This window comes from Pseudomonas sp. PDM02 (genome assembly GCF_014852285.1).
In the GTDB taxonomy this organism is placed as follows: domain Bacteria; phylum Pseudomonadota; class Gammaproteobacteria; order Pseudomonadales; family Pseudomonadaceae; genus Aquipseudomonas; species Aquipseudomonas migulae.
Window position 1 is genome coordinate 294,019 of sequence record NZ_JACVBL010000006.1, and the last position, 24,241, is coordinate 318,259.

16 protein-coding genes are annotated in these 24,241 nt (G+C 59.1%); 3 read left to right on the forward strand and 13 right to left on the reverse strand.

The window, feature by feature from the left end; all coding sequences use genetic code 11:
• Positions 1-23 precede the first annotated feature (23 nt).
• On the forward strand, positions 24-2,702 hold the full coding sequence (locus tag IB245_RS13110) for an RHS repeat domain-containing protein (protein ID WP_192227778.1): 2,679 nt from the start codon (positions 24-26) through the stop codon (positions 2,700-2,702).
• Positions 2,703-2,783: 81 nt separating this feature from the next.
• On the opposite strand, the gene IB245_RS13115 is transcribed toward IB245_RS13110, so the two are convergent.
• The 13 genes from IB245_RS13115 to yaaA all read right to left on the reverse strand — a co-directional run bounded on the left by IB245_RS13115 (position 2,784) and on the right by yaaA (position 20,995).
• Entirely contained in the window at positions 2,784-4,235 is a 1,452-nt protein-coding gene (locus tag IB245_RS13115; protein ID WP_008044490.1) for a mannose-1-phosphate guanylyltransferase/mannose-6-phosphate isomerase, read from the reverse strand.
• A gap of 190 nt (positions 4,236-4,425) precedes the next feature.
• Positions 4,426-5,082: an alginate O-acetyltransferase AlgF gene (locus IB245_RS13120; RefSeq protein WP_008025358.1), complete on the reverse strand. Its 657-nt coding sequence runs from the start codon at positions 5,080-5,082 to the stop codon at positions 4,426-4,428.
• A 14-nt stretch (positions 5,083-5,096) separates the two neighbouring features.
• The gene (locus IB245_RS13125; RefSeq protein ID WP_192227779.1) at positions 5,097-6,272 is read right to left on the reverse strand and encodes an alginate O-acetyltransferase; all 1,176 of its coding nucleotides are present in this window, start codon (positions 6,270-6,272) and stop codon (positions 5,097-5,099) included.
• An 11-nt stretch (positions 6,273-6,283) separates the two neighbouring features.
• Positions 6,284-7,849, reverse strand: a complete 1,566-nt coding sequence (locus IB245_RS13130) for an MBOAT family O-acyltransferase (RefSeq protein ID WP_192227780.1) — start codon at positions 7,847-7,849, stop codon at positions 6,284-6,286.
• A 204-nt stretch (positions 7,850-8,053) separates the two neighbouring features.
• Positions 8,054-9,175, reverse strand: a complete 1,122-nt coding sequence (locus IB245_RS13135; protein WP_192227781.1) for a mannuronate-specific alginate lyase — start codon at positions 9,173-9,175, stop codon at positions 8,054-8,056.
• A 7-nt stretch (positions 9,176-9,182) separates the two neighbouring features.
• Positions 9,183-10,631: an alginate O-acetyltransferase gene (locus IB245_RS13140; protein ID WP_192227782.1), complete on the reverse strand. Its 1,449-nt coding sequence runs from the start codon at positions 10,629-10,631 to the stop codon at positions 9,183-9,185.
• 10 nt (positions 10,632-10,641) lie between these two features.
• Positions 10,642-12,213, reverse strand: coding sequence for a mannuronan 5-epimerase AlgG (gene algG / locus IB245_RS13145; RefSeq protein ID WP_192227783.1), 1,572 nt, complete (start codon positions 12,211-12,213; stop codon positions 10,642-10,644).
• A gap of 26 nt (positions 12,214-12,239) precedes the next feature.
• On the reverse strand, positions 12,240-13,724 hold the full coding sequence (locus tag IB245_RS13150) for an alginate export family protein (RefSeq protein WP_192227784.1): 1,485 nt from the start codon (positions 13,722-13,724) through the stop codon (positions 12,240-12,242).
• Positions 13,721-15,226, reverse strand: a complete 1,506-nt coding sequence (algK, locus tag IB245_RS13155) for an alginate biosynthesis TPR repeat lipoprotein AlgK (RefSeq protein ID WP_192227785.1) — start codon at positions 15,224-15,226, stop codon at positions 13,721-13,723. The genes IB245_RS13150 and algK overlap by 4 nt, the downstream gene beginning before the upstream one ends.
• A gap of 9 nt (positions 15,227-15,235) precedes the next feature.
• Positions 15,236-16,405 carry an alginate biosynthesis protein Alg44 gene (locus IB245_RS13160; RefSeq protein ID WP_192227786.1) on the reverse strand — a complete coding sequence of 390 codons (1,170 nt, stop codon included), beginning with the start codon at positions 16,403-16,405 and terminating at the stop codon, positions 15,236-15,238.
• A 36-nt stretch (positions 16,406-16,441) separates the two neighbouring features.
• Entirely contained in the window at positions 16,442-17,923 is a 1,482-nt protein-coding gene (alg8, locus tag IB245_RS13165; RefSeq protein WP_412548042.1) for a mannuronan synthase, read from the reverse strand.
• A 152-nt stretch (positions 17,924-18,075) separates the two neighbouring features.
• Positions 18,076-19,392 (reverse strand): nucleotide sugar dehydrogenase, encoded by a 1,317-nt coding sequence (locus IB245_RS13170; protein ID WP_008044520.1) that lies wholly within the window; start codon positions 19,390-19,392, stop codon positions 18,076-18,078.
• An 823-nt stretch (positions 19,393-20,215) separates the two neighbouring features.
• Positions 20,216-20,995 (reverse strand): peroxide stress protein YaaA, encoded by a 780-nt coding sequence (gene yaaA, locus IB245_RS13175; protein WP_192227787.1) that lies wholly within the window; start codon positions 20,993-20,995, stop codon positions 20,216-20,218.
• A 250-nt stretch (positions 20,996-21,245) separates the two neighbouring features.
• Here yaaA and IB245_RS13180 point away from each other — a divergent pair, with 250 nt between their 5' ends.
• Complete coding sequence (locus tag IB245_RS13180; RefSeq protein ID WP_192227788.1) at positions 21,246-22,370, forward strand: polysaccharide deacetylase family protein; 1,125 nt, start codon at positions 21,246-21,248, stop codon at positions 22,368-22,370.
• 336 nt (positions 22,371-22,706) lie between these two features.
• Complete coding sequence (locus IB245_RS13185) at positions 22,707-24,101, forward strand: PhoH family protein (protein WP_008025381.1); 1,395 nt, start codon at positions 22,707-22,709, stop codon at positions 24,099-24,101.
• Positions 24,102-24,241: the final 140 nt, after the last annotated feature.

Sequence of the window (24,241 nt, forward strand, 5' to 3'; positions counted from 1 at the left end):
GCAAATCGACATGAAGACGCCTGATGCAGCCTCAGCTGGCTTTCCTGCACCGCGACACCCCAAGCATGACGGTCGTTGAACCGCGGGGGCTGGCCGTGCGTTCGGTGGATTATTACCGTGCCGCGCAGGGTGAAGTCGCCGAAGCTCGGGTCAATCGTACGGTTCATGACCCGGCGGGGCGGGCGATTGCGCAATGGGATCCGCGGTTGTTAGAGGCTTCGGCACCGGCCAACCTCAGCAGCATCCTGTCACTGTCCGACACTGCGTTGAGTACCGTCAGTGTCGATGCCGGCTTGCGCGTGAATCTTTTCGGCGAGGCAGATCAACCGGTTCAATCCTGGGACGGCCGGGGTTCGCAACGTTGGATGCACTATGACAATCAACTGCGATTGACGGCATTGTTCGAGCAAACGTTAGAGGGCGAAGCGGTTTGCGCAGAGCGTCTGACTTATGCAGCGAACGATCCCGTTTCCGCCGCTCACAACCAGTGCAGCCAACTGATCAGCCACACAGACCTTGCCGGTGTTCTGCTGTTCAACGACTACGGATTAACCGGCACGCTACTCGAACAAGAGCGGCGTCTCGTCGACATCGCGCAGTCGTTTTCAACGCATTCACGCTTCAACCCAGCGGGTGACCTGCTCTCCCGAACCGATGCCCAAGGCAATGAACAACGCTTCAGCCAGACTGTGGACGGACAGTTGCGCGCCGTGGATTTGCGCCTGAGCAACACGACTCAACACCTGCCGATGGTCAGCGCCATCACCTACAACGCCCACGGCCAGGTCGAAAGGGAAGTCGCCGGCAATGGCGTGATCACCACCCTCGAATACGCCGCCGAGGACGGGCGTCTACAACGGCTGTTATCCCGGCTCGGCCAGAACCAGCCGTTGCAGGATCTGCGTTACACCTACGACCCAGTCGGCAATGTGCTGAGCATCGAAGACGCCGCGCTGCCGATCCGCTACTTCGCCAATCAGCGTATCGAGCCGATCAGCCATTTTTGCTACGACACGCTTTACCGATTGATCGCGGCCACAGGCTGGGAGGCCGGCTCGGTCAAACACGGTCCGTCGTCGGCGATGACGGCGGATCCCGCCATGCCCGGCAACTACCGCCAGACCTACCGTTATGACGCCGGCAACAACCTGCTCGAACTGACCCACACCGGCCCGCAAAACCCCGGCCATCGTCTGGTCGCCGATGCTCACAGCAACCGCTGCCTGCCGGTGCGCGATGGTGTCGAGCCGACTGAACAAGACTTCCGTGACAGTTTCGATGCCAACGGCAACCTGCTGACGCTGCAACCGGGGCAAACGCTGCGTTGGGACGCGCGCAATCAATTGTGTGAAGTCCGTCCGGTCGAACGTGACAGCGCCGAAAGCGACAGCGAGCATTACGTTTACGGAGCCGACGGCCTGCGCGTGCGCAAAGTCCGCTCGCTGCAAACCAATGCCCAAACGAACATCATCGAAACCTTGTATTTGCCCGGTCTGGAAATCCGCACCCACAGTGGCACCGGCGAAGTGCTGCACGTGATCAACGTCCAGGCCGGGCGCGGCAGTGTGCGGGTGTTGCACTGGGAAGCGGGAAGACCGAACGAGATCAGCAACAACCAGCAGCGTTACAGTCTGACGGACCGGCTGGGCTCAAGCACGCTTGAGCTGGATCAGCACGCCAATGTCATCACCCAGGAAAGGTTTTACCCGTTTGGCGGCACGGCATGGAGTAACGGCGAGGCAGTGCAGGTCAGCTATAAAACGGTGCGCTACTCGGGGAAAGAGCAGGATGCGACGGGGCTTTATTACTATGGATTTCGGTATTACGTGCCTTGGTTGCAGCGTTGGCTGAATCCAGATCCTGCGGGCACGATTGATGGATTGAATTTCTATGCCATGGTTCGAAACAATCCAATGGTGTTGCGAGACTACAACGGTTTGGCAGGTGACGAATTATCCAACGCATTTCTCTATGAGCTTGACCTTTCAACCCAAGGCTGGAAACTGCACTTGCTTGACACTCAACTGTTGAATCTCCTGTTGCAGCGCTATGACAAGACAAAGCGAGGCTACGAAGAAACCCATGATTATCGAGTTTTCGAAGTGGGTGATCCGGAGTACGCCTTGACTGGGCAGGAAATCGTTGAGGCATTGGAGGGCTACCGCAAGACGTACCTGGACCTGGCGAAACGTGCATCCACTGCTCGAAAGTCGGAGTTGGGCCTGTCGATGATAGAACTTTCAAATCAAGCAGGGCAGATGCGTGATCTCGCTGAGGGCATTGATGGATCAGATGCTTCGGCAGCAGCGAACAAGCCTCGCTTTTTTGCATTGATGAAAGCAAAGACGGAAAACGGAAAGCGAGAAATCCTGGCCATTCAGAACATATCGATAATTCAGCGCACCGCTGGTGAAGACAGGGCGTTTGTCAGTGGCGTTATTCTGAACCCTTTGATTCGACCCGATGTGAGGAGCGGCTTCAAAGATCTGCCTGGAAGAGAATCTATACCTGTGCTGGAGGGGGTGCGAACCTTCGTTACGGTTCGGAGTTTGAACGAGGTGGGCAAAAAAACGAACATGAAATCTGTGCTGTTTGACTCATCAAATAAAAGAGACTTGGAGGTGGCGGAAAGACTAAAGGCAAAATTGAAGTCCGAGCCTACCCACCTGCCACTTTCGAGGTTGAACCCGAAACTTCGATGATTTGCATAAAAAAGCCCCCACCCAACCCACTGCGGATAGGGAACGCAGTGACCTGGACGGGGGCTTCTTTTTACCGATGACTTACTGCGCGATGGTTTTCACCGAAACCCCACGCTCAATCGGCGTAGACCGACCGTAGATATCTTCAAACCGCTCGATATCGTCCTCACCCAGATAGCTGCCCGATTGCACTTCAATAATCTCGAGTGGAATCTTGCCCGGGTTGCGCAAACGGTGAACCGAAGCGATCGGAATGTAGGTCGACTGGTTCTCGCACAGCAGGAACACGTTCTCGTCGCAGGTCACTTCAGCGGTGCCGCTGACCACGATCCAGTGTTCGGCGCGGTGGTGGTGCATTTGCAGTGACAGGCACGCGCCCGGTTTGACCGAGATGTGCTTGACCTGGAAGCGACCGCCCATGTCCACCGAGTCGTAGGAACCCCACGGACGATAGACTTCGCAGTGGTTCTGGGTTTCGCTGCGGCCCTGTTCGTTGAGGGTGTTGACCATCTGTTTCACGCCTTGGACCGAGTCCTTGTGCGCGATCATCATGGCGTCCTTGGTTTCGACGACCACGATGTTTTCCAGGCCGATCACCGACACCAGTTTGCCGTTGCCGTGGATCATGCAGTTTTTGCTGTCCTGAATGACCACGTCGCCTTTGGTGACGTTACCGTTGATGTCCTTGTCATTTACTTCCCACAGCGACGCCCAGCAACCGACATCGCTCCAGCCGGCAGTCAGCGGTACGACGCAGGCGCGCTGGGTTTTTTCCATGACCGAGTAATCGATGGAATTGTCCGGGCAGCAGGCGAAGGTGGCTTCGTCGATGGTGACGGTGTCGGCATCCTGTTGGCTGCGTTCCAGGGTCAGCAGGCAGGTGTCGTAGATGTCCGGATCGTGCTTTTTCAGCTCTTCGAGGAAGCGGCTGGCACGGAACAGGAACATCCCGCTGTTCCAGAAGTAGCCGCCGGACTGGACGAACTCGGTGGCGCGTTTCACGTCCGGTTTTTCAACGAAGTGCGAGACGCGGCTGACGCCTTCCGGCAGCAGCGAGTCGTTGGTCGACTTGATGTAGCCGTAGCCGGTTTCCGGTTTGGTCGCCGGGACGCCGAACAGCACCATTTCGCCGTTTTCGGCGGCGACAGTGGCCAGGGCCAGGGCGCGTTGCAGGGCTTTCTGGTCTTCCAGTACGTGGTCGGCCGGCAGCACCAGCATCAGTTCGTCGCGACCTTCGTTGACCAGCATCATCGCGGTCAGGGCCACAGCCGGCGCGGTGTTGCGGCCGAACGGTTCCATCAGGATGCGCTGGGTTTCCAGCTTACGGTTGCTCAGTTGCTCGTTGACGATGAAACGGTGGTCTTTGTTGCAGACCACGATCGGGGTGTCCATGCCTTCGAACACCAGGCGTTCCAGGGTTTGCTGGAACAGCGTGTGTTCGCCGGTCAGGGCCAGGAATTGTTTAGGAAACTGCTTACGGGAAAGCGGCCAAAGACGTGAGCCACTACCACCTGACAAGATCACCGGAATCATGTTGTTACTCCTTGAAAATCGTATGGGTCAGAGCTACTGCGTTCTGTCGTTTCACTCTTGTTTTTGTTTCGTGTCCCGACTGACATCTCGGTCCCTTGTAGGAGCATGGCTTGCCAGCGAAGGCGGTCTCGAGGGCCTCTTCGCCGGCAAGCCGTGCTCCTACAGGGCACGGGTCAACCGGGTAAATTTGTTAGCGCGTCGAAACCGGGCGTTTTACCCAGACTGGCGACAGGCTGCTGCCGTTGCCGGTGACGTACAGCACCGCCGCTTCACCGCGTTCCAGGGCAACCGGTTTCACGTCGCCCACTTTCGTGGCGCCATCGTATAGCGCCAGGCTGACTTTGACCGGGTTGATTTCACGCTCGCCACGGCCCTTGGCGGCCACGGACGGGACCACTTCGGTCTTGCCGTCGGCGGTTTTCAGGGTCAGGGCCTTATCACTCAGGTTCTGTACGCGAACCAGGGATTTCTGCTTGTTCTTGAACGGCGGCTCTTCGATCAGTTGTGGCGCGCCGCTGGCGTTGTTGACCAGGGTGTAATAGTGATCGCCGGCCAGTTTCACCGGCAGGGTCTGGCTGCCGACCTTGGCGCTGTAGTCGCCGCCCGGCATGAAGCTGAAGTCAGTGCTGGACAGCGGCGCGACGTCGCTCAGGCTGGTGCTGCCGACGGTGGCGCTGACTTCAGCGTTACCGGCGTTATAGACCCGTACGAAGCTCGAACCTTTAGGCGCGGTCGGACCGTAGAGGGCCGAGTCACCGGCGGCGAAGGCGTTCATGGACAGCACGCTGAAGGTTGCGGCCAGAGCAAAGGTCTTGGCGAGACGGCGAGGAGTAGTAGTGAAAGTCATGGTGTACCTCTCTTTCAGTTTTGCGCCCGGTCGGGCGTCTCGGATTTAGTGTTTACGGCTACGTTTTGTTGGCGAGCGCCGGCTTCTTTGAGCGCTGCGACCCACTGCGGGTCGGCGTCGCCGATTTCGTTGTTCACAGGCAGATAACGTTCAGGAAACTCCCAGATCAGCACCTGTGGCGGGCTGTTCTTGAAGGCATCGCTTTTCAGGTAGCTGAGCATCGGCAGAATCGGGCCGTGGCCGTCTTCGGCGTAATTGACCACGTCGCTGTTCAGCGCCTCTTTCAGCGCGCCGACGAAGTTCCAGTTCGGGTTGGCGCTGTAGCTGGTGCCGATCAGGGCCACCGGCACTTCGGTGTTGGCGAACAGCGCGTCATCACCGCCAGCCTGATCGTCGGCCACCACGGTGTTGCGCTTCTGCAACGGCTCGGTCGCCGGCATCAGGTTTTCGAACAGTGGGTCGAGCGGCAGGAACAAACGCAGGTCACCCTTGTGGGTCACTTTCTCTGCCGGCTCGGTGACGAAGCGCTGAGGCTCGCCGCTGAGCGGGGTTTTCTCGGCAATGGTTTTGGCCAGGGTCTGGGCGGCGATTTGCGCGCCTTCCGGGGTCCAGTGGGTGTCGGTGCGCAGGAACACTTGCTGACCGTCGAGCTTGGCCTTCAGCAGAGGGCCGTACAGGTCGGGTGCGAGGATCTTGTTGGCCGCCAGACGAGCGTGGAAGTCCTCATAAAGATTGGCGTGAATGCTCGAAGGCTTCACTTCGCCCAGGTGTTCCGGATACAGGCGAGTCTTGGCCGGCACGATCGCCATCACCAGTTTCACGCCTTTCTCTTTCAGTTCCTGGCGCACGCCTTCGACCAGCGCGTAGTTGCCTTGCAGGTTCAACTCTTCGTTGACGATCGGGTTGAATTCTTCATCGCTGTACAACCACTGATCGCGACCGAGCACGACGCCCGGACGACCTTCGTTGAACAGTTTGAAATCCAGCGCAGCCCAGAGGTTGGTGCCCAGGCGCTTGATCGGGAACTCGTCGTCGTAGTGCGTTTCGACAGCCTTGGCCCAACGGCCATTGAGCACCGTCGCATCGGCGTTGGTGCTGAAGCCGAAGAAGCTGCGCGTCGACCACAGGCCCAGGACCAGCAAGGTCACCATAAACAGGCTGATATAGAAGATGCGTAATGAGCGGGTCATGGTCAGATCCCTCAGAACTGGAAGTAAAGGAACGGCGAGAAGCTTTGCGCCGAGAGTTTGAAAATCGAGGCAATGAACAGCAGCAGTACCAGCGTGCGCATCACGTAACGCGACCAGTCTGCCGTCCAGTAAGCCGGCTGCACGGTGGCTTCAACGCCAACGGTGTAGCCCGGTTGGTGGATGCTGGCCGGGTTGTCGCCCGGTACGGCTTTGATCATTCCTGGTGTCGCACCGGCAGGGCCATCGGCCTCGACGTTGACCGCAGGTTTGGTCTTGACCGGTGGCTGGTTGCTGTAGAAATCACGAATGCCGAAGAACGCCAGGGTTGCGTACGCCACCACCAGAGTCGCTACTTGCAGACCGGTGAGGTTGGCCTCGTTGAGTTCCGACAGCGACCACTCGCCGAAGCTGAACATCGCGCCGTACATGCGGCCGGCGACGTGCAGGTTTTCGGCGCGGAAGATCACCCAGCCCATCACCACCAGCAGGAAGGTCAGCGCCCAGCGGATCGGGTTGATGCTGCGTGGCGAAGTGTTCAGGCCCAGAGCCTTTTCGATCGCCAGCCACATGCCGTGCCACGCACCCCACACGATGTAGGTGATGTTCGCGCCGTGCCACAGACCACCGAGCAGCATGGTCAGGAACAGGTTGCGATAGGTCATCAGCGTGCCTTTGCGGTTACCGCCCAGCGTGATGTACAGGTAGTCACGCAGCCAGGTGGACAGGCTGATGTGCCAGCGACGCCAGAACTCGGTGATCGACTGGCTGATGTACGGCTGCTTGAAGTTTTCCATGAAGCGGAAACCCATCATCAAGCCCAGGCCGATGGCCATGTCGCTGTAACCGGAGAAGTCGAAATACAACTGCGCGGTGTACGCCAGCGCGCCGAGCCAGGCATCGCCCGTGGTCGGGTTTTGCAAGGCGAAGCAATGGTCGGCCACCACCGCGAGGGTGTCGGCGATGAAGACCTTCTTGATGAAACCCTGCATGAACCGCGTGCAGCCCTCGGAGAACTTGTCGAGGGTGTGGGTGCGGTTGTTGAACTGGTCGGCGAGGTCGCGGAAACGCAATACCGGGCCGGCAATCAGGTGCGGGAAGATCGCCACGAACGCCGCAAAGTCGATCAGGTTGCGTGTTGCCGGGGTGTCACCACGGTAGACGTCGATGATGTAGCTGATGGACTCGAAGATGTAGAACGAGATCCCGATCGGCAACAGCACGTGGGTCAGGATGAACGGCGACAGACCGACCGACGTCATCATCGCGTTGATGCTGTCGACACCGAAGTTGGCGTACTTGAAGTAGCCGAGAATGCACAGGTCGACGGCCACGCCGAGCAGCAGCCAGCGCTGGGCCGGTTTGGTCCGAACGCCTGCGGCGCCGACTTTGAGGCCGATCCAGTAGTTCCACAGCGTGACAGCGGCGAACAACGCCAGGAAGTCCACGCGCCACCAGGCATAGAACACATAGCTGGCGATCAGCAGCAGCAGGTTGCGATAGCGTATTCCGCTCAAGTAGTACATGCCGAGAAAGATCGGCAGGAACAAAAACAGGAACACGTTGGATGAAAATACCATCCCGGTCTCTCCATGTTTAACCAACAGTCAAGGGCCGCAGCCCCCCCAAACCCCCCCACCAAAAACCTGGGGAGATGTATTGCATTCAAACCACCGCGATCCTTGTAGGAGCGAGGCTTGCCCGCGAAGGCCGTTACGCGGTGGAACTGATGAACCGTGTCATCGTTCTTCGCGGGCAAGCCTCGCTCCTACAGGGGTTATGCGTTAAGAACCTTTGCCTTTTTCTTTCGCCGGGTCGTAGACCTTGGTCAGGTCACCCCCGAGGCGGAAGGTCTTGAACGGCTGCATCTCGTGCTTTTTCTCAAGCACATCCGGCGAGCAGGTGTAGAGCGTGCAGAACGGTTCGAGCCAGGCGAATTTCGAGTCGACCTTGAGGTCGGTCATGTCCTGTTCCTTGCCGTTCTTGTTCTCGAATTCGTCCGGGTCTTTAACCCCGGCGAGAACTCGATCACCCAAACGTTTCAACGCGCCGTTGTTTTCCTGACGCAGATCCACACCGTTGACCTGAGCGAAACTGGCGATCATCGCCAGCGGTGGCAGGGCGTAGTTGTGATAGGCGAGGGCGCGTTGCTGGCGCTTGAGTTCGTTGGGCAAGAAGCCTTGGGCGTCGACCTGATTGGCGCCGACCTTGTATTCCTTCACGGCCCAGTCGAACAGGTCGCGGCGGTTGGTGGCGACGGATGTTGCCATCACCGACCAGGCGGCCCAGTACGAGTGGTTGTTGGTTTGTTCCAGCGGCAGGTTGTCCCAATCGCTGACCACCTGATCGGCCATTTTGCTGAACCAGGCTTCAATCAACTGCGACTCTTGCTGATGGTTCGCCAACGGGTGCGAGTCGGAGAATTTCAGGCGGATGTACGAAGACGCCATGCTGCCCAACGCCCATTTGCGCATCGATTTGCCGGTGTGGTTGAAGTCTTTGGACATCAACGCATCGGCCTTGGCCCAGGCGGTCAACCAGTTCAGCGTGCATTCGAGCTGTTCCGGACGACCGTCACGCATGAACTGCATCACGCGCTTGCTGGTGCTGCGCTCGATCTTGGTGATGTCGGCCGTGGTGTCGCGGAAGGCTTTTTCCGAGACCTCGTTCAGGGTCGAACGGGCCTTGTCGGAACCTTCGTATTTGCTGCGAAATTGCAGCGCGCCGGTGTACGGCGTCGGCATCGCGTCACAGCCTTCTTTGCTGTCGCCGGTTTTGACTTTTTCAATCGGCGCGAAGTAACCCTGTGGCGGACGCAGCGGCGCGGCGGCCTGGGTGGCGCCGGTGAACATGGCCAGCGTCAGCAGGGAGGGCGCGAGTAGCTTTTTCAAAGTTCGGGTTTGCATGATTGCCTCATTGCCCGACCGAAGCAGTACGCTGCTCGGCACTCGGGAACACGTTGCGTTTGCAGATTTTCGCTTCGACTTTCTGCTGCGCGGCACCTGCTTCAGGACCCTGGATTTCGACGGCCAGCAGATTCTGCGAGGCCCAGTCTTCGTCCGTGCGCAACTCAAAGGCGAAACGCCCGTCGGTGTCGGAGGTTTCCGGTTTTTCGATCTTGATGTCCTCGTGGCGACCGTTCATGTACCAGAGGGTGGCTTGCAGGGTTTTCACCGACGGATCGGCGAAACGGATGTCGACCTGGTGACTGCTGTTTTGCAGGTTCAGGTTCTTGCTGTTGACCATCAATTCGTTCTTGCCCGGTTTCAACGTGGTGCTGCCGGACATCTGTGCATCCTTGCCTTCGCAACCGTTGTCCAGCAGCGCCATCATCTGGCGGTAGATGGTTTCCTGGTCGAGGCGGTAGAGCGGCGAGAATTCCCAGATCAGAATCTTCGGCGGCTTGGTCTGGAACTCTTCGCTGCCCAGGTACTGCAGCATCGAACCTTCCAGGCCACCGCCGGGGAACGCCACGTTGAGGATGTCGGCGCCGATGGCCTCTTCGAGGAAACCGGCGAAGTTGTAGTTCTTGCCACTGTGGCTGGTGCCGACCAGGGTGATCTCCGGGTTGCCGGAATCACTGAACAGATCGCCATCCGCTGCTTCGCCTTTTGGCTCGGTGGTGAATTGATCCATGTACTGGATCGCGTAGCTGGTGCCACAGAGTTGACCGGCCATGTTGTGTAACGTTCCGGTCTTGCCCATGCGACCCGACTTGTGGCTCTCGAATTCACGCTTGGGAATGCCGGCAAACTCAGGCAGTTGCTTGATTTTCTCGCCGACGATTTTTGCCGTGCGCTGGGCGCCATACGGCGTCCAGTGCTGGTCGCCACGGAAGTAGAAGTCGTGGGCGGGCAGGGTGTCGGGCAGCGACTCGTTGGTCAGTGGCGACAGGTCCGGCACCACGTAACCCATGGCGGCAAAGCGGCCGAGCATGGTCTTGTAGTTCCTCAGCGCCTTGTCGAAATCGAACCTGGCCTTGTCTTCCGGATTGAGCTTGTTGCGGTTCACCAGGCCACGAGTGGGTTGGTAAACAATCACCAGCTCCACGCCTTTGCTCTTGAACGCATCGTGCAGTTCTTTCATGCGTTTGTAGCCGGCGGGGGTGGTGTCGAATTCGGTGCGCAAGTCTTCTTGCGTACGGAACAACCAGTCACCCTGAGCCTGCACCAGCGTGGTGAAGTTCTGCTGATAACGCGTGGTGTAGTTCTTCGCGTCGTGGGCTTCGGGGCACAGGTTGCAGCACGGTTCGGCGCTGAATGTCGGCGCTTTGGCTTCATCTGCACGAACGCCGCCGCTGGCCGCGAGAATGCCGGCGGTCAGGGCCGACAGGCTGAGTAATTTGATCAAGTGTGGGTGCATAAAATTATCCTCAGTCCCGCATTTCGGTCTGGCGTTCGACAGGGTCGATCAGCACGGCTTTCTGCTGGCGTACCAGCAGGTCGAGAATTTCATCCTGACGCTCGCCGAGAATCCCGCTGAAGCTGATGCCGCTGGATTTGGTCGGGGCAAGCATGGACACGCGATACAGCTCGACGCTCAGCGGCGAGTCGATGGACAGCGGGCCACTGCCGTTGCCGGCCAGTTCGCCGCCGACAACGATCAGCGACACCTGGGCGTCGAACGGGTCGAGCTTGATGTCCCGGTCGGTGTCGCTCAGGTCCTTGATGTGGCCGTAGACGCCGGTCAGGCCGTTGGCCATGGACAGGTTTTCGTACAGGCGAATGTTCACGCTGTTACGAATGCGGATGCCGTGGCGACGGTTGCTGATCACCTTGTTCGCCCACAGCAGGTTGTCGGCACTCTCGTAGAGGGTGATGCCGTCGGTGTGGTTCTTGTAGATCTCGTTGTAGGCGATGATGTTGTTGACGCTGTTCCGGTCGATCACCAGGCCCGACAACTTGTTGTCGTAGCTGCGGTTGTTGAAGATGAAGCTGTCGTTGACCTCACGGGAAATAATGATCCCGTGCTTCTTCTTGGTCCCGTAAACGGTGTTGTCGGCGATGATCAGGCCGTGCGAGCGGTCATGCGGGTCGATGCCGTAGACGATGTTGTCTTTGTAGGTGTTGCCCTTGACCACGAAGTCGCGGGTTTCGTAGCAGTAGAAGCCGTACCACATGTCCGAGAACTCGGAACCGATGATCCAGCCGGTCGGTTCAGGACGCTTGAGCACCTTGGCCATGTTCGGCGTGTACTGGGAAATACTCACGCCATACGACTTACTGTTGGCGTAGCCGAAACTGGCCATCTTGCTGTTGGCGATGTAGGTCTGGGTGCCGCCCCAGGCCAGCAGGAACGGACGGAATTCATTCGGCGACTTGAACGTCGCCGGGCCGTTGTCCTTCTCGCGCCAGCCAGTGATTTTGGTGTCGCGCACAAACAGCTGGCCGTCGTTGACCAGGAATGAACCGGCCTCTTGGGACAGGCGCAATTCCTGGGTCTGCTTGTCGATTTCGAGGATGCCTTTCTCACCGACCACAATCGGCAATTTCGCCAGGAACACGCCCGGCGAGGTTTCGCTGAAGTACTGCTTGGGCAGCTTCTTCGCCAGGTCCTTGAGGTTCATGTAGCCGTCGTCGATGAAGATCGCCTGCGGGATACCGTGCTGACGCACCACCCATTCGGCCATCTTGTTGTCGCCGCCGATGAAGTCCTTCAGCGCGTTCTCTTGCATCATCCGGCGCACACTGATTTTGCCGGCCTTGGTGCGCACGATTTTCGCGGCGATGGCGTCGGCGGTGTAGCCGGCGGTATCTGGCAGTGTCGGCTTTTCCAGTTCCAGCGGCGCGGTCGGGGCGCTGCTGACGGTGTAGGTCTTGGCCTGTTGCAGTTCCTTGGCCATGGTCACCGGCTTGGCTGGCTCCACATTGGCGAAGGCGGCCGAGCTTGCCAGCAGCATCGCGCCGGCCAGCAAAGTCAACGAGCCTCTCTTCGGACTGTTCATGTCAGGAACTCCCTTAGCGGTTCGCATCAGAAGCGCCAGATCACGTCGATAAACGCACGGTGCATGTACGAGTCGACTTCTTTGCCATAGGCATCGCCCGGCTTGAACACGCCGCCACGCAAGCGCACCAGGGCCGACGGTTCGTCGATCGACTGGCTCAGCGCAGCAGGCAACAGGCCTTGCTTGAAGTACTTGGTGACCACAAGGTCCATTTCCTGGCCGAGGTCTTTGTTGCCATCTTCCAGCGGCAGGGACGTGCTGGAGAGAATCGCGCCGGTTGGGTCGGTGTCGTTCTCGACGGCGTTGATTCCGTTGCTGCCGACCGGCTTGTTGCCGTCAACGCGCCAGAACTTGTGGTAGATCACGCTGGCGTCGTATTCGTCGTTGAGCATCCACGAACCGAACAACGTAGCGGTTTGCATGTTGTTCATTTCGCCACGGAACGCTTCGCCGAAACGGTGAACCCGCGAGCGAGTACCGGTGTAGTTCGAGCGGTTGCTTTCCAGGCCGTTCTGTTCGTAATCGGCACTGGCGCGGGCATAGGCTGCACCCACTTGCCATTGCGGATCGAGGCGCAGGCGCACGCCGATATCGGTGGCCCAGCCGTTGAGGTCTTCACCGCGCTTGGCTTCCGTCGGGCGAGTGCCGTCGGCGTTGAGCTGATTCACCGTGTCGGTGTCGCCGCTCATGCCGGTGATGCTGCCCCAGTAATTGACGGTGTTGGTGTTGCGGTAGTTGTAGGCGTCGCTGTCAGCGGTGAGGCCGAGCCAGCTGATGTCGCCGTTCTGTTTCTTGTCCAGCGAGTCGCCGGGCACGCCCGGTTCCGGGTAGTCGAGTTTGCCGTCGTCGTGGGTGTGATGACCGCGAATGCCGACCCAGTTGCCCGGTGTCCATTGATACGCCGTGTCGGCGTAAACGTGCAGGCGGTCCTTGTCTTTCGGCGCCAACTCTTTGAGGTCGGTGCGGTATTCGCTGAAGCGTTCGGCGACGCCGACGTTGGCGCGCAACAGTGTGGTGTCGAAGGTCCAGTTCAGGGCTTCGATGTTGGTGTCGCGCCATTGGCCGTCGTCGTTGCGCAGGCGTTGACGACCGAGCTTCAACTGCTCGCCCGGATACGGTGTCAGGCCGCTGTAGCCGACCCAGAATTCGCGCATCGCCAGGTAGTTTTTCTTGGTCTTGCGATCACCGTTGTCGGTGGTCTGGGTGCCGTCGCTGTCGGACTGCTGCAAGGTGTCGGTTTCGATGATGTCGGTGGACGTCACGGCCTGACCCATGGCGTAGGCGCTCCACGCGCCGCTTTCGCCGTAGACCCAGGGACGCAGGTCGAGACCGACGCCATTGACGTCGCCGCCGCTGGCAGTGCCGAGGTCACGGTCGTCTTCGGACTGGCCGGTGATTTTTACGTCCAGACCGAAATTCTTGGTTTCGGTGATTGCCGCCAGGGTCGGGCAAGACCAGATCAGCGCAAACGTCAGGCCGATGCCGGCCTTCATGAATGGATTCAACTTCATAGGGATTCCTCGCCGTCTTCTTCTTGCAGGGCATGCAGTTCCAGCGTGTTCTGGCTCAAGGCGCCACGAACGGCCTGTTCTTGTTTCAACAGGCGTTGGGCCTCGGCCAGCTGGGCAGGCGGCAGTTGGGCTTCGAGAGTTTGCGCAAGCTCGGTGGCCTGCGGGGTGTTCTGGGCCTTGGCCAATTGGCTGAAGACATAAGCGTTAAGCGGGTCGGGCTTGGTGCCCTTGCCTTGGGAAAACAGTTGGGCGATGGCGAAGTCGGCGCTGTTCTGGCCGTTGCGCGCAGCGGTCAGCAAGTGGTCCAGTGCCTTCTGCGAATAGACCTTGCCCAGGTAACCACGACGGTAGATCTGGCCGAGGTAGTAATCGGCGGCGACTTCCTTGCCGACGGCTTTCTGGAAATGTGCTTCGGCGACTTTCGCGTCCGCCGGCACCCATTTGCCTTCGTAGTAGAGCTTGCCGAGCAACAGTTCGGCGCGCGGCTGGTCAGCGGCGCGGCCGTTGTCCAGGTACTTCATCATCGTGTCGACGTCGCCGAGTTCCGGGAAGTCGTAGAGCAATTGCGCCAGGCTGACCCACGAAGCGGGGTAGGCGGGGGCGATGTCTTCGAGCAGCGCCTGAGCGGTTTTTTCGTCGGTCTTGCCCAGGCTTGCATCACCGAGCACACGAGCGACGCTGTCCACGCGCTGAGCGGAAACGGTGCCACGGGTATGCGCCGCTTGCATCTGCTTGATCAGCTCGGCTTGCTGTTCCGGTTTGCCTTGTTTCTGGTAAACCGTGGCCAGCTCGACGTAGCAGATGTCGGTGGTGTTCAACGCGGCTTTGCAGATCGTTGCGACTTCGTCCAGGTGCTGGTCGTAAGTGCCTTGGGTGCGATAGAGCAGCACCTGGGCCAGGCCGGCTTCCGGTTTGCCTTCGGCGCGCCATTGGCTGATCTGCTGCTGCGCGTTGACGTTGGGGAAACTGTGCGGGTATTGCAGGTACAGCATCGCCAGCGGAATCAGCGTATTGCCTTCGCCATTGGCCGAAGCCTTTTTCAGCAGGGTTTCAGCTTCGTGCTGTTCGGCTTCGGTGGAGCCGGGTTTGGCCACCAGCAAGCGACCCAGGCGAGCCTGCGCTCGCGGCGAAACGTCGGCCGCCGCGCGGTAAGTCGCCTCGGCCTGCTTGAGCTGCGCGGGGTCGCGGCTGTCGACCTGGATATCGGCGAGGCCTACTTGAGCCTCGCTGTAACCCAGGTCGGCCAGTTGCTTGTAGTTCTGCTGAGCCAGCGCGGTGTCGCCGCGCTTGAGCGCTTCATTGGCCAGACGCTGATCGGGCAGACCGGCGCAACCGGCGAGGCTGACTGCCAATGCCAAGGCACACACTGTTCCAATGTGGGAGCCAGCCTGCTGGCGATTCAGGCAGCGCGGTGCATCAGTTGAACCGCGTTGATCCCATCGCGAGCAGGCTCGCTCCCACAGGGTCTGCGGTGTGTTCAAGGTAGGAGTCGTCACAGGCATGTCCTCGACTTAAAGACCGGAAGCCATGGCTTTATCGATCAGCCAGTTCAGGTTCGGGCCACGGTCGCTGTTCACTTCAACCGGGCGACCGGCGAACTTGCTGTCCAGCGGCTCGTCCGGCTGGATCAGCACGCGGATGTCGGACGACAGGTCGGCGCTTTTCAGGCTGGTGCTGCTGACGATCTTGCCGGTGCGGGTCTTGTCTTCGCCGGCGATCTGGAAGTTGACGTTGGTGCCTGGGCGCACGTCGCTGAACTGGCGATAGGAGAAGCGCGCTTCAACGTTGGCTTCGCTGTTACGCGGCACCAGTTGGAAGATCACGTCGCCCTTGCTGGCGTACTGACCGTCGGCGACCAGTTGCTGGGCCACAGTGCAATCGCATGGTGAGGTCAGGGTGCCGGTCATTTGCTTGCCGAACAGTTCTTCAACCTTGGCCGGTTGCAGTTGATTGTCGTCAAGATGGCCCTTGAGCACGTCGAGCATGCTGGTGCTGAACGTTGCCAGCGGAGCGCCTTTGGCGGCAACGCCGTCGGCCTTGATCAGGCTTTGCACGGTGCCGTCACGCGGCATGGTGATGCTCATGCCCGGCACACTGACCAGACCGGCCTGCGCGTGGCTGACGAAATACATGCCGTACACCGATTTGAAAATGAAACCGAACGCCGTCAGGCCGACGAGGAAAATCCCCAGGCTGAAGGTCACGGCGCGCAGGCGACCGAACGCGGTCATGCCGTGGCCGCCGTCCTTCATCTTGCGCGCCTTGGTGAAGTTGTCTCGCTGCAGGGTGGCCAGCACTTCACCCATGCTGACGATGTCGCCGGCCAGGTGCGAGGTGATCAGGTGGCGCAGGGTCGAGATGTCTTGGGGTTCCAGGTTCTGGAACTGGCAACCGGCACGGCCGGTCTGGCGGTCGAAGGAGCGCACTTGCATCTCTACGTCCATGGCCAGGCCGAGGTTATCGATGACGAATTGCAGGCGAGCCTTGTGCACATCGCCGACCTTCAGCGGCAGCTGACCGGCGTTGAACGCCAGGCCGCCGGCGGAGAGGTCGAGGACCCGGGCTTCAACCGGCGTGCGGTCCGGACCGAAGAAACGCAGCTTGGCCGGAATTTTCACTCGGGCGTGTTGGCGCTGGGCTTCGGATTCATGCACTACATTGGCGTTGACGGCGGTATTCATAGGGGCGATTTCCTGGTTAATTCAATAAGGGGGCGGTCAGACCATCATCAGCAGCACGGCGACAAAAATGCTGCCGGCGGAGAAGGTCATGGTCCGAGACGACCAGGTGTTGAACCAACGTTGAAAGCTGGCGAGATCACGGGTCAGGGAAGTGGGCTGGCGAGTCCAGGACTGTTGGTCGAGGCGGAAGAACACGTAGATCTTCACCAGCGCACCGACGATCTGGTTGTAATAGAGAATCGCCGGGTAAGCCGGGCCGATCCGGTGACCGGACAACGACAGCAGCACGGTCAGGATCAGGCGGGTAATGCCGATCCACAGCAGGTACACGAGGATGAACGCGGTGCCGTACTTGAAGCTGGCGATCAGCGCGACCGTCAAGCCCAGCAGCGAGGTCCACATCGACACGCGCTGATCGAACAGCACCACCGAGGTGAACAGGCCGAGGCGTTTAACCCCCAGGCCCAGGGCGCGGGCGTTCTGGCGCAGGTTGTTGCCGTACCAGCGGAACATCAGTTTGCGGCTGGCCTTGATGAAGCTTTTTTCCGGCGGGTGTTCCACGGTGTGGATCGCCGCGTCGGGCACGTAGAACGTGTCGTAGCCCAGGCGCATCAGGCTGAACCAGCTCGACTTGTCGTCACCGGTGAGGAACTTGAAGCGGCCCAGGCGCCAGTGTTGCAGCGAGTCGCTTTCCACATCGGCGATGAAGTCCGGGTTGGTGACCACGGTGGCGCGGAACACCGACATGCGGCCGGTCATGGTCAGCACGCGCTTGGACAAGGCCATCGAGCACATGTTGATGTGGCGTTGGGCGAAACGCAGCTTGTGCCACTCGCTCATGATGTAGCCGCCGCGCACTTCGCAGAATTCGTTGGTGGTCAGGCCGCCGACATTGCCGAACAGCTGGAACCACGGCACGGTCTTGAGCACGACGCCTTCGGCGAGCACGGTGTCGCCATCGATCACGGCCACCACGGCGCGGTCGTCCGGCAGGTGACGGGAGATGGCGCGGAAACCGTAGGCCAGGCCATCACGCTTGCCGGTGCCGGGAATGCGCACGAAGTCGAGCTTGACGCGCTCCGGTGGATTCATCTTGGTCCACAGGCTTTTCACCAGCTTCTCATCGGACATTTCCACGATGGAGCAGACCATGGTGGTCGGCAGGCCGCAGTCGATCGCTTCGCGGATCACCGAGGCGTAGACCTGGGCGGTGGTCAGCGCGTCGATACGGAAACTGGTGACCATCAAAAACACATGGGACGGGTCTGCCGCTTTACCCAGCTTGCGCACTTTGCGCCGCAGGTGCGGGTAGACCACGTACAGAAACAGCATGCCGCGCAGAAAGTGCGTGGCACCCATCGAGTAGCGCCAGATACCGACGATACCGATCAGGAAAATGAAGTCCTTCGACTCGGAGTCGAACGTGGACACAGGCAACGCCATGGCGATGCCCATCAAAATACTTAAGTAAAACAGCCAACCGGCGGCCTGAAGTAGGCCGTGCTTTAGCCTGTGCATAATCTGCATCCGTCTCGATCTCGGGCGAGGCCCGAATGGGTTAAGGCAGGCGTAAAAACTGTAGGAGCGAGGCTTGCCCGCGAAGGCTGCCTGCCTGACACACCGGGGCGCCTGGTTCGCCGGCAAGCCTGGCTCCTACAGAGCGCGGCGTGTTACCAGCAGATGCCTTCGGTGCGGCCACTCACGCTGGTGGCTTTCGACATGAAGCCGACCAGGTCGATCACTTGCTTGCCGTGCGGAGCGTTCTGCGCCAGGGCGCGGAATTTCTCGTCACGGTTGCCGAGGATGATCACGTCGGAGTTGTTGATCACTTCGTCGAAGTCGGAGTTGAGCAAGGACGAGACGTGAGGAATCTTCGACTCGATGTAGTCCTTGTTCGCACCGTGAACGCGGGCGTATTCGACGTTGGCGTCGTAGATGCTCAGGTCGTAGCCTTTGCCGATCAGCATTTCTGCCAGATCAACCAGCGGGCTTTCGCGCAGGTCGTCGGTGCCGGCCTTGAAGCTCAGGCCCAGCAGGGCGACTTTGCGTTTGTCGTGGCTGGAAACGATGTCGAAGGCGTTCTGCACCTGGGATTCGTTGCTGCGCATCAGCGAGTTCAGCAGCGGCGATTCCACGTCCAGGGCGCCGGCGCGGTAGGTCAGGGCGCGCACGTCTTTGGGCAGGCACGAACCGCCGAAGGCGAAACCAGGGCGCATGTAGTACTGGGACAGGTTCAGTGTCTTGTCCTGGCAGACCACTTCCATCACTTCACGACCATCGACGCCGCACGCCTTGGCGATGTTGCCGATCTCGTTGGCGAAGGTCACCTTGGTGGCGTGCCACACGTTGCAGGTGTACTTGATCATCTCGGCAACGGCGATGTCCTTGCGGATGATCGGCGCGTCGAGTTCTTCGTACAGCGATTGCAGAACGTCGCCGGACGCCTTGTCGAATTCGCCGATGACGGTCATCGGTGGCAGGTCGTAGTCGGCGATCGCGGTGCTTTCGCGCAGGAACTCAGGGTTCACCGCCACACCGAAATCAACACCGGCTTTCTTGCCGGAGCAGTCTTCGAGAATCGGGATGACAACGTTTGCGACAGTGCCCGGCAAAACGGTGCTGCGAACCACGATGGTGTGGCGGGTGGTCTTGTCACGCAGGACAAAACCGATCTCGCGGCACACGGCTTCGATGTAGTTCAGTTCCAGGTCGCCGTTCTTCTTGCTCGGCGTGCCGACGCAGATCATCGACAGGTCGGTGTCGCGAATCGCTTCCGCGAAGTTGGTCGTACCGCGCAGTCGACCGGTCTCGATACCCTTGGCCAGCAGTTCGCCCAAGCCCGGTTCAACAATCGGTGATTTACCGGCGTTGATCATATCGATCTTGTCTTTGGCGACATCGACGCCAACGACGTCATGGCCCCGTGCAGACAGGCAACCGGCACATACTGCACCGACGTAACCCAAACCAAATATGCTGATGCGCATCGCATTTACCTCTCGTTAACAAGACTGTGTTCAACAAGCCATTACATGGCCGGAATTAAGTGTGTTCAGCAGTTGTAGTGCGCTCGGAAGTGCGGCAGTCAGGCGCCACAATGCCGTGTACAGGCATACTAAGTTCCGAGTGTCTAAATAAGTGCACTCAAGGTGTGCGTAACCAGGCCTTATTATTATGACTTGCCCTGTTATGCAGCCGAGTCCTCTGGTCGAGGTCCTTCGTGCAAAGGTCTTGCGCGCTCAATGCCAGGCCGAAAGCCCGTAAATCAAGCGGTTTGGTGCTCAGGTGAGCACGTTTATAGGGGCGCTGCCTTGGCCGTGTAGGGGATAGTAGTGATGCGTTATCTCCTTTCCTTCAGATGTTGCCCAAATCAGGGATTATGTAGCCGAAGTTATTGTGACAACTTCGCTACGTGAATCTCTTCTCTGCGTAAGTTATCTCGTACATGTTCAGAGATAATGGTTACCGGTGGTATGAGCTACGCATTTGGACATAGTTCCAGTCCACCCATCGCGAATTCTGAAATTTCTTGAAATATTGAAAAAGATGGCACTGCTTTCATATTGATAGCAACGGCTGTTTCACCCTTGATACATAGGGTCGTCGTTGGATTAGATAGTTTTATGCCACTACGGATAATTTTTTTTAGTGCCACTACTGAAAAAAATCACGAAAGTCGAGTGAAACTAAAGTTAGGATTTTGATTGCTTGAAAAATGGCGCCAAATAACTGGCGTAAAAGGCGGGGGATTGTTTGGAGATTTGAAGGCGGTGCACGACGCTTTTGCGGTCGTGCACCGACCGGGTGCATTTACTCGGGGGCGTGATCGCGCAGGAACACCAGGTTGTCCGGTTTAGACTGCTCGGCACTGTACCGATAGCCCTGAACGTCAAACTGCTTGAGTGCGGCGGGGTCGTTGATGCGTTCTTCGATGACGAAGCGGCTCATCATGCCCCGGGCCTTTTTCGCGTAGAAGCTGATGATCTTGTACTGACCGTTTTTCAGGTCCTTGAACTCGGTATTGATGATGCGGGCATTCAGGGCGCTGCGTTTGACCGCCGAGAAATACTCGTTGGACGCCAGGTTCAGCAGCACATCATCGCCCTGATCGGCCAGGGCTTCGTTCAACCATTCGCTGATGCGCGTGCCCCAGAAGGCATACAGGTCCTTGCCACGGGCGTTGGGCAATTTGGTGCCCATTTCCAGACGGTACGGCTGCATCAGGTCCAGTGGACGCAACAGGCCATACAGGCCGGACAGCATGCGCAGATGCTGCTGGGCGTAATCGAAATCGGCTTCGCTGAAGGTTTGCGCGTTGAGACCGGTATAAACGTCACCCTTGAACGCCAGCAGGGCCTGTTTGGCGTTTTCAGGCGTGAACGCCGGCGTCCAGCTGCCGAAACGCGCGGCGTTGAGCCCGCCGATCTTGTCGGAGACATGCATCAGCTCGCTGATCTGCGCCGGCGCCAGGTCGCGCAATTGCAGGATCAGCTCCTGGGAATGGTCGAGGTATTGCGGCTGGGTAAAGCGCTGGGTGGCCGGCGGTGTTTCGTAATCGAGGGTCTTGGCGGGGGAAATCACCATCAGCATGAAGTCGTCTCCTTTAATCGTGGGGCGATTCTAGGGGGTTGTCCGTGTTGACTCCAGCTATCAAGTCCATAGGTGATCGACGGCCACGATCTCCTGTAGGAGCGAGGCTTGCCCGCGAAAGCGGTGTATCAGTTACCGATGATGCCAACTGACACACCGCCTTCGCGGGCAAGCCTCGCTCCTACAGGGGAACGTGGCCAGGGCGGGATCAGCTATAGTGCCGCGCGGGTTTTGTTCTGGAGACATCCCATTGCGTATCGTTTTTCTTTTTTCGGCGTGGCTGTTGAGTTTCGGTGCCCTGGCGGCGCCGGGCGATGTGGCGACGCTCGATCGCAGCACCTGGCCTGAACAGCTCAGCAGCCCGACGCTGTTCGATGTCGCCTCGCGGGCAGAGATACTGATGTTCGCGCGCGTGCTGCTGGCCAGCGAGTCGCTGGATGACGCAAGCCTGGCCCAGCGCCTGGGCCTGCGCACGATCAATCCGGATTCGGTCAACCATCTGCGCCAGCGCATGTGGCAACGACTGCTGACCAACTACAACTTCGCTCAACAGAGCTGCGATCAGGACGCTTCCTGGTGTTATCTGGTGGAGGACATGGCCACCTTGCGCCAACAAGCCGCCAAGTTTCAGGTCAGCGCCGACAGCTACTACATCAAGTGGTCCGAGCCCAGCCGACTGTTCCATGCGCAGTACCTCGACGAGCAATTGCGCAAGGCTGCGCTGTTTCCGCAAACCAGCAGCGAAATCGATCGTTTTGGCGACTACGAGCGCAACGGCGAGCAGATGCATGACCGGCTGTTCCTGTTGACCTTCGACAGCGCCGCCAATGCCGCGCCGGACAACACGGCGTGGGTCACCGAGTACCTGCGCAAGGCCAACATGACGGGCACGTTTTTCGTCCTTGGCAAGGACATTCAGGCGCGTCTGAGCGATCGTTCCGTCGCCAACCTGCAGGCCACTTACTCGGCGCAGTGCATCGGCGTGCAAGGCTGGGAGTTTCGCTCCCACAGCCATTGGCAGGACTGGCAGGACTCGGTGCGGCGCAGCGCCGAACTGGTCAAAAGCAAATTGCCGGAGAACTACGTGCCGCTGTTTCGTCCGCCCGATGGTCAGCGCCGTTCAGACGCGCAAGGCTTCTTCAGATCCCAGGGCCTGCAAGTGGCGCTGTGGGACATCGATGCCCAGGACGGCGCCGGCAAACTCAAGGCCAGTCAGAGCGCGCAGCGCGTGCTGACCCTGATGCTGTTGTGGCGGCATGGGGTGATCAATTTCAACATTAAACAAGATGGTGTGAAGACGGCGATGCCCTGGCTTGTGACGCAAACGGCGCTCAGCGGGATCGGTTGGGAAGATTGTCAGGATGCGTTTCGCTGAAAGCGGGAAAGCCCATAAACATTGGGGGAAAGGCGATTTTGGAGGGGAATTCAGTGCAGGCGGACTTCCGACTTTAACGGCACATTGCCTGCAGGCCAAGGGCTATTCGTCACTCTGAAAAATAAACTTCAAAAAAGCGTCAAAGTGCTTTTTTCTGTCACATGTTTTGGAGTATTACGAAGACAGACCGCCGAAACCTGCAACACAGGTGGCGTCTCCCAAGACCCAGCTATGGATGCAGTTCACTTGAGTCCCCGCAGGTGAATTCGGTAGTCACTTCGAGGCGCAGCACCGCCAAGGTATTGCGTCGAATGGCTCCCACAAAGGTGACCGAGTATGGATGATCACGGACGTAGTTCTTCCTCCAACCAGCCAATCCTTTATGTACTCGATACCAACGTATTGATTCACGATCCAAACGCCCTGCTGAACTTCGAAGAACACCACGTCGCGATTCCGATGACCGTGCTTGAGGAGCTGGACAAGCTCAAGAGCGGGCATCACAGCGTGGCTGCGGAATGCCGTCAGGCGATTCGCCTGATCGACAAGACCCTGGGCGAAGCCAGCCCTGAAGACGTTGAGCTGGGGGTGCCGATCCAGCGTGGCAAAAGTGGGCCCAAGGGTTTGCTGTCAATTCTGATGAGCAAACGTGCCGAACCGAACATCATTCTTCCCGAGCACCTGAACGACAACATCATCATCAACCAGTTGATCGACCTGCACGCGCGCGCGCCAAAGCTGCCCGTGGTGTTGGTCACCAAAGACATCAACATGCGCCTCAAGGCCCGTGCCTGCGGGATCGCGGCCGAGGACTACAGCACTGACCAACTGGTTGACGACGTTTCGCTGTTGCCCAACGGTTATCACAACATGGACGGCTCCTTCTGGGATCGCGTGAGTAATGTCGAAACCCGTCAGGACCACGGCCGCACCTGGCACCAGGTGAAGCTGACCGACAACCTGCCGGCCGTTCACATCAACGAGTTCATCATCGACGAGCAGGGCTTTGTCGGCTGGATCAAGGAGATCGACGAAGACAAGCTGCTGATTCTCGACCTGCATCAGGAACCCCTGTTGCACCAGGAAGCCTGGGGCCTGAAACCGCGTGACATCTATCAGAGCCTGGCGCTGTACGCCTTGCTCGATCCGGACATTCACCTGGTCAACCTGTCGGGTGCGGCCGGTTCCGGCAAAACCATCCTGGCACTGGCGGCGGCAATCGAGCAGACCATGGTCAGCAAGCGCTATCGCCGGATCATCGCGACGCGCAGCGTTCAGGGCCTGGACCAGGAGATCGGTTTCCTGCCCGGCACCGAAGCGGAAAAAATGGAGCCGTGGCTGGGTGCCATCACCGACAACCTCGAAGCCTTGCACATGGATGACGAAAACACCCATGGCAGCGTCGATTACATCCTCAGCAAAGTGCCGTTGCAGTTCAAATCCCTCAACTACATCCGGGGTCGCAGCTTCCAGCAGAGCCTGATTTTGATCGACGAATGCCAGAACCTCACGCCGCACCAGATGAAAACCATCATCACCCGTGCCGGCGCCGGTTCCAAAGTGGTGTGCCTGGGTAACCTGGCGCAGATCGACACTCCTTACCTGTCCGCGACCAGCTCCGGGCTGACCTACCTGACTGAACGTTTCAAGGATTTCCCCAACGGCGTGCACATCACCCTGCAAGGGGTGCCTCGCTCGATTCTGGCCGAATACGCCGAATCGCATCTGTAACCCTCACCAAAAAACCGGGCGGCCCAAAAGCCGCCCGGTTTTTTGTGCCCGACATAAAACCCTGTAGGAGCCGGCTTGCTGGCGATAGGGCCTTGAGCCTTGCGTTGATCTTAAGGCTGCCATCGCCAGCAAGCCGGCTC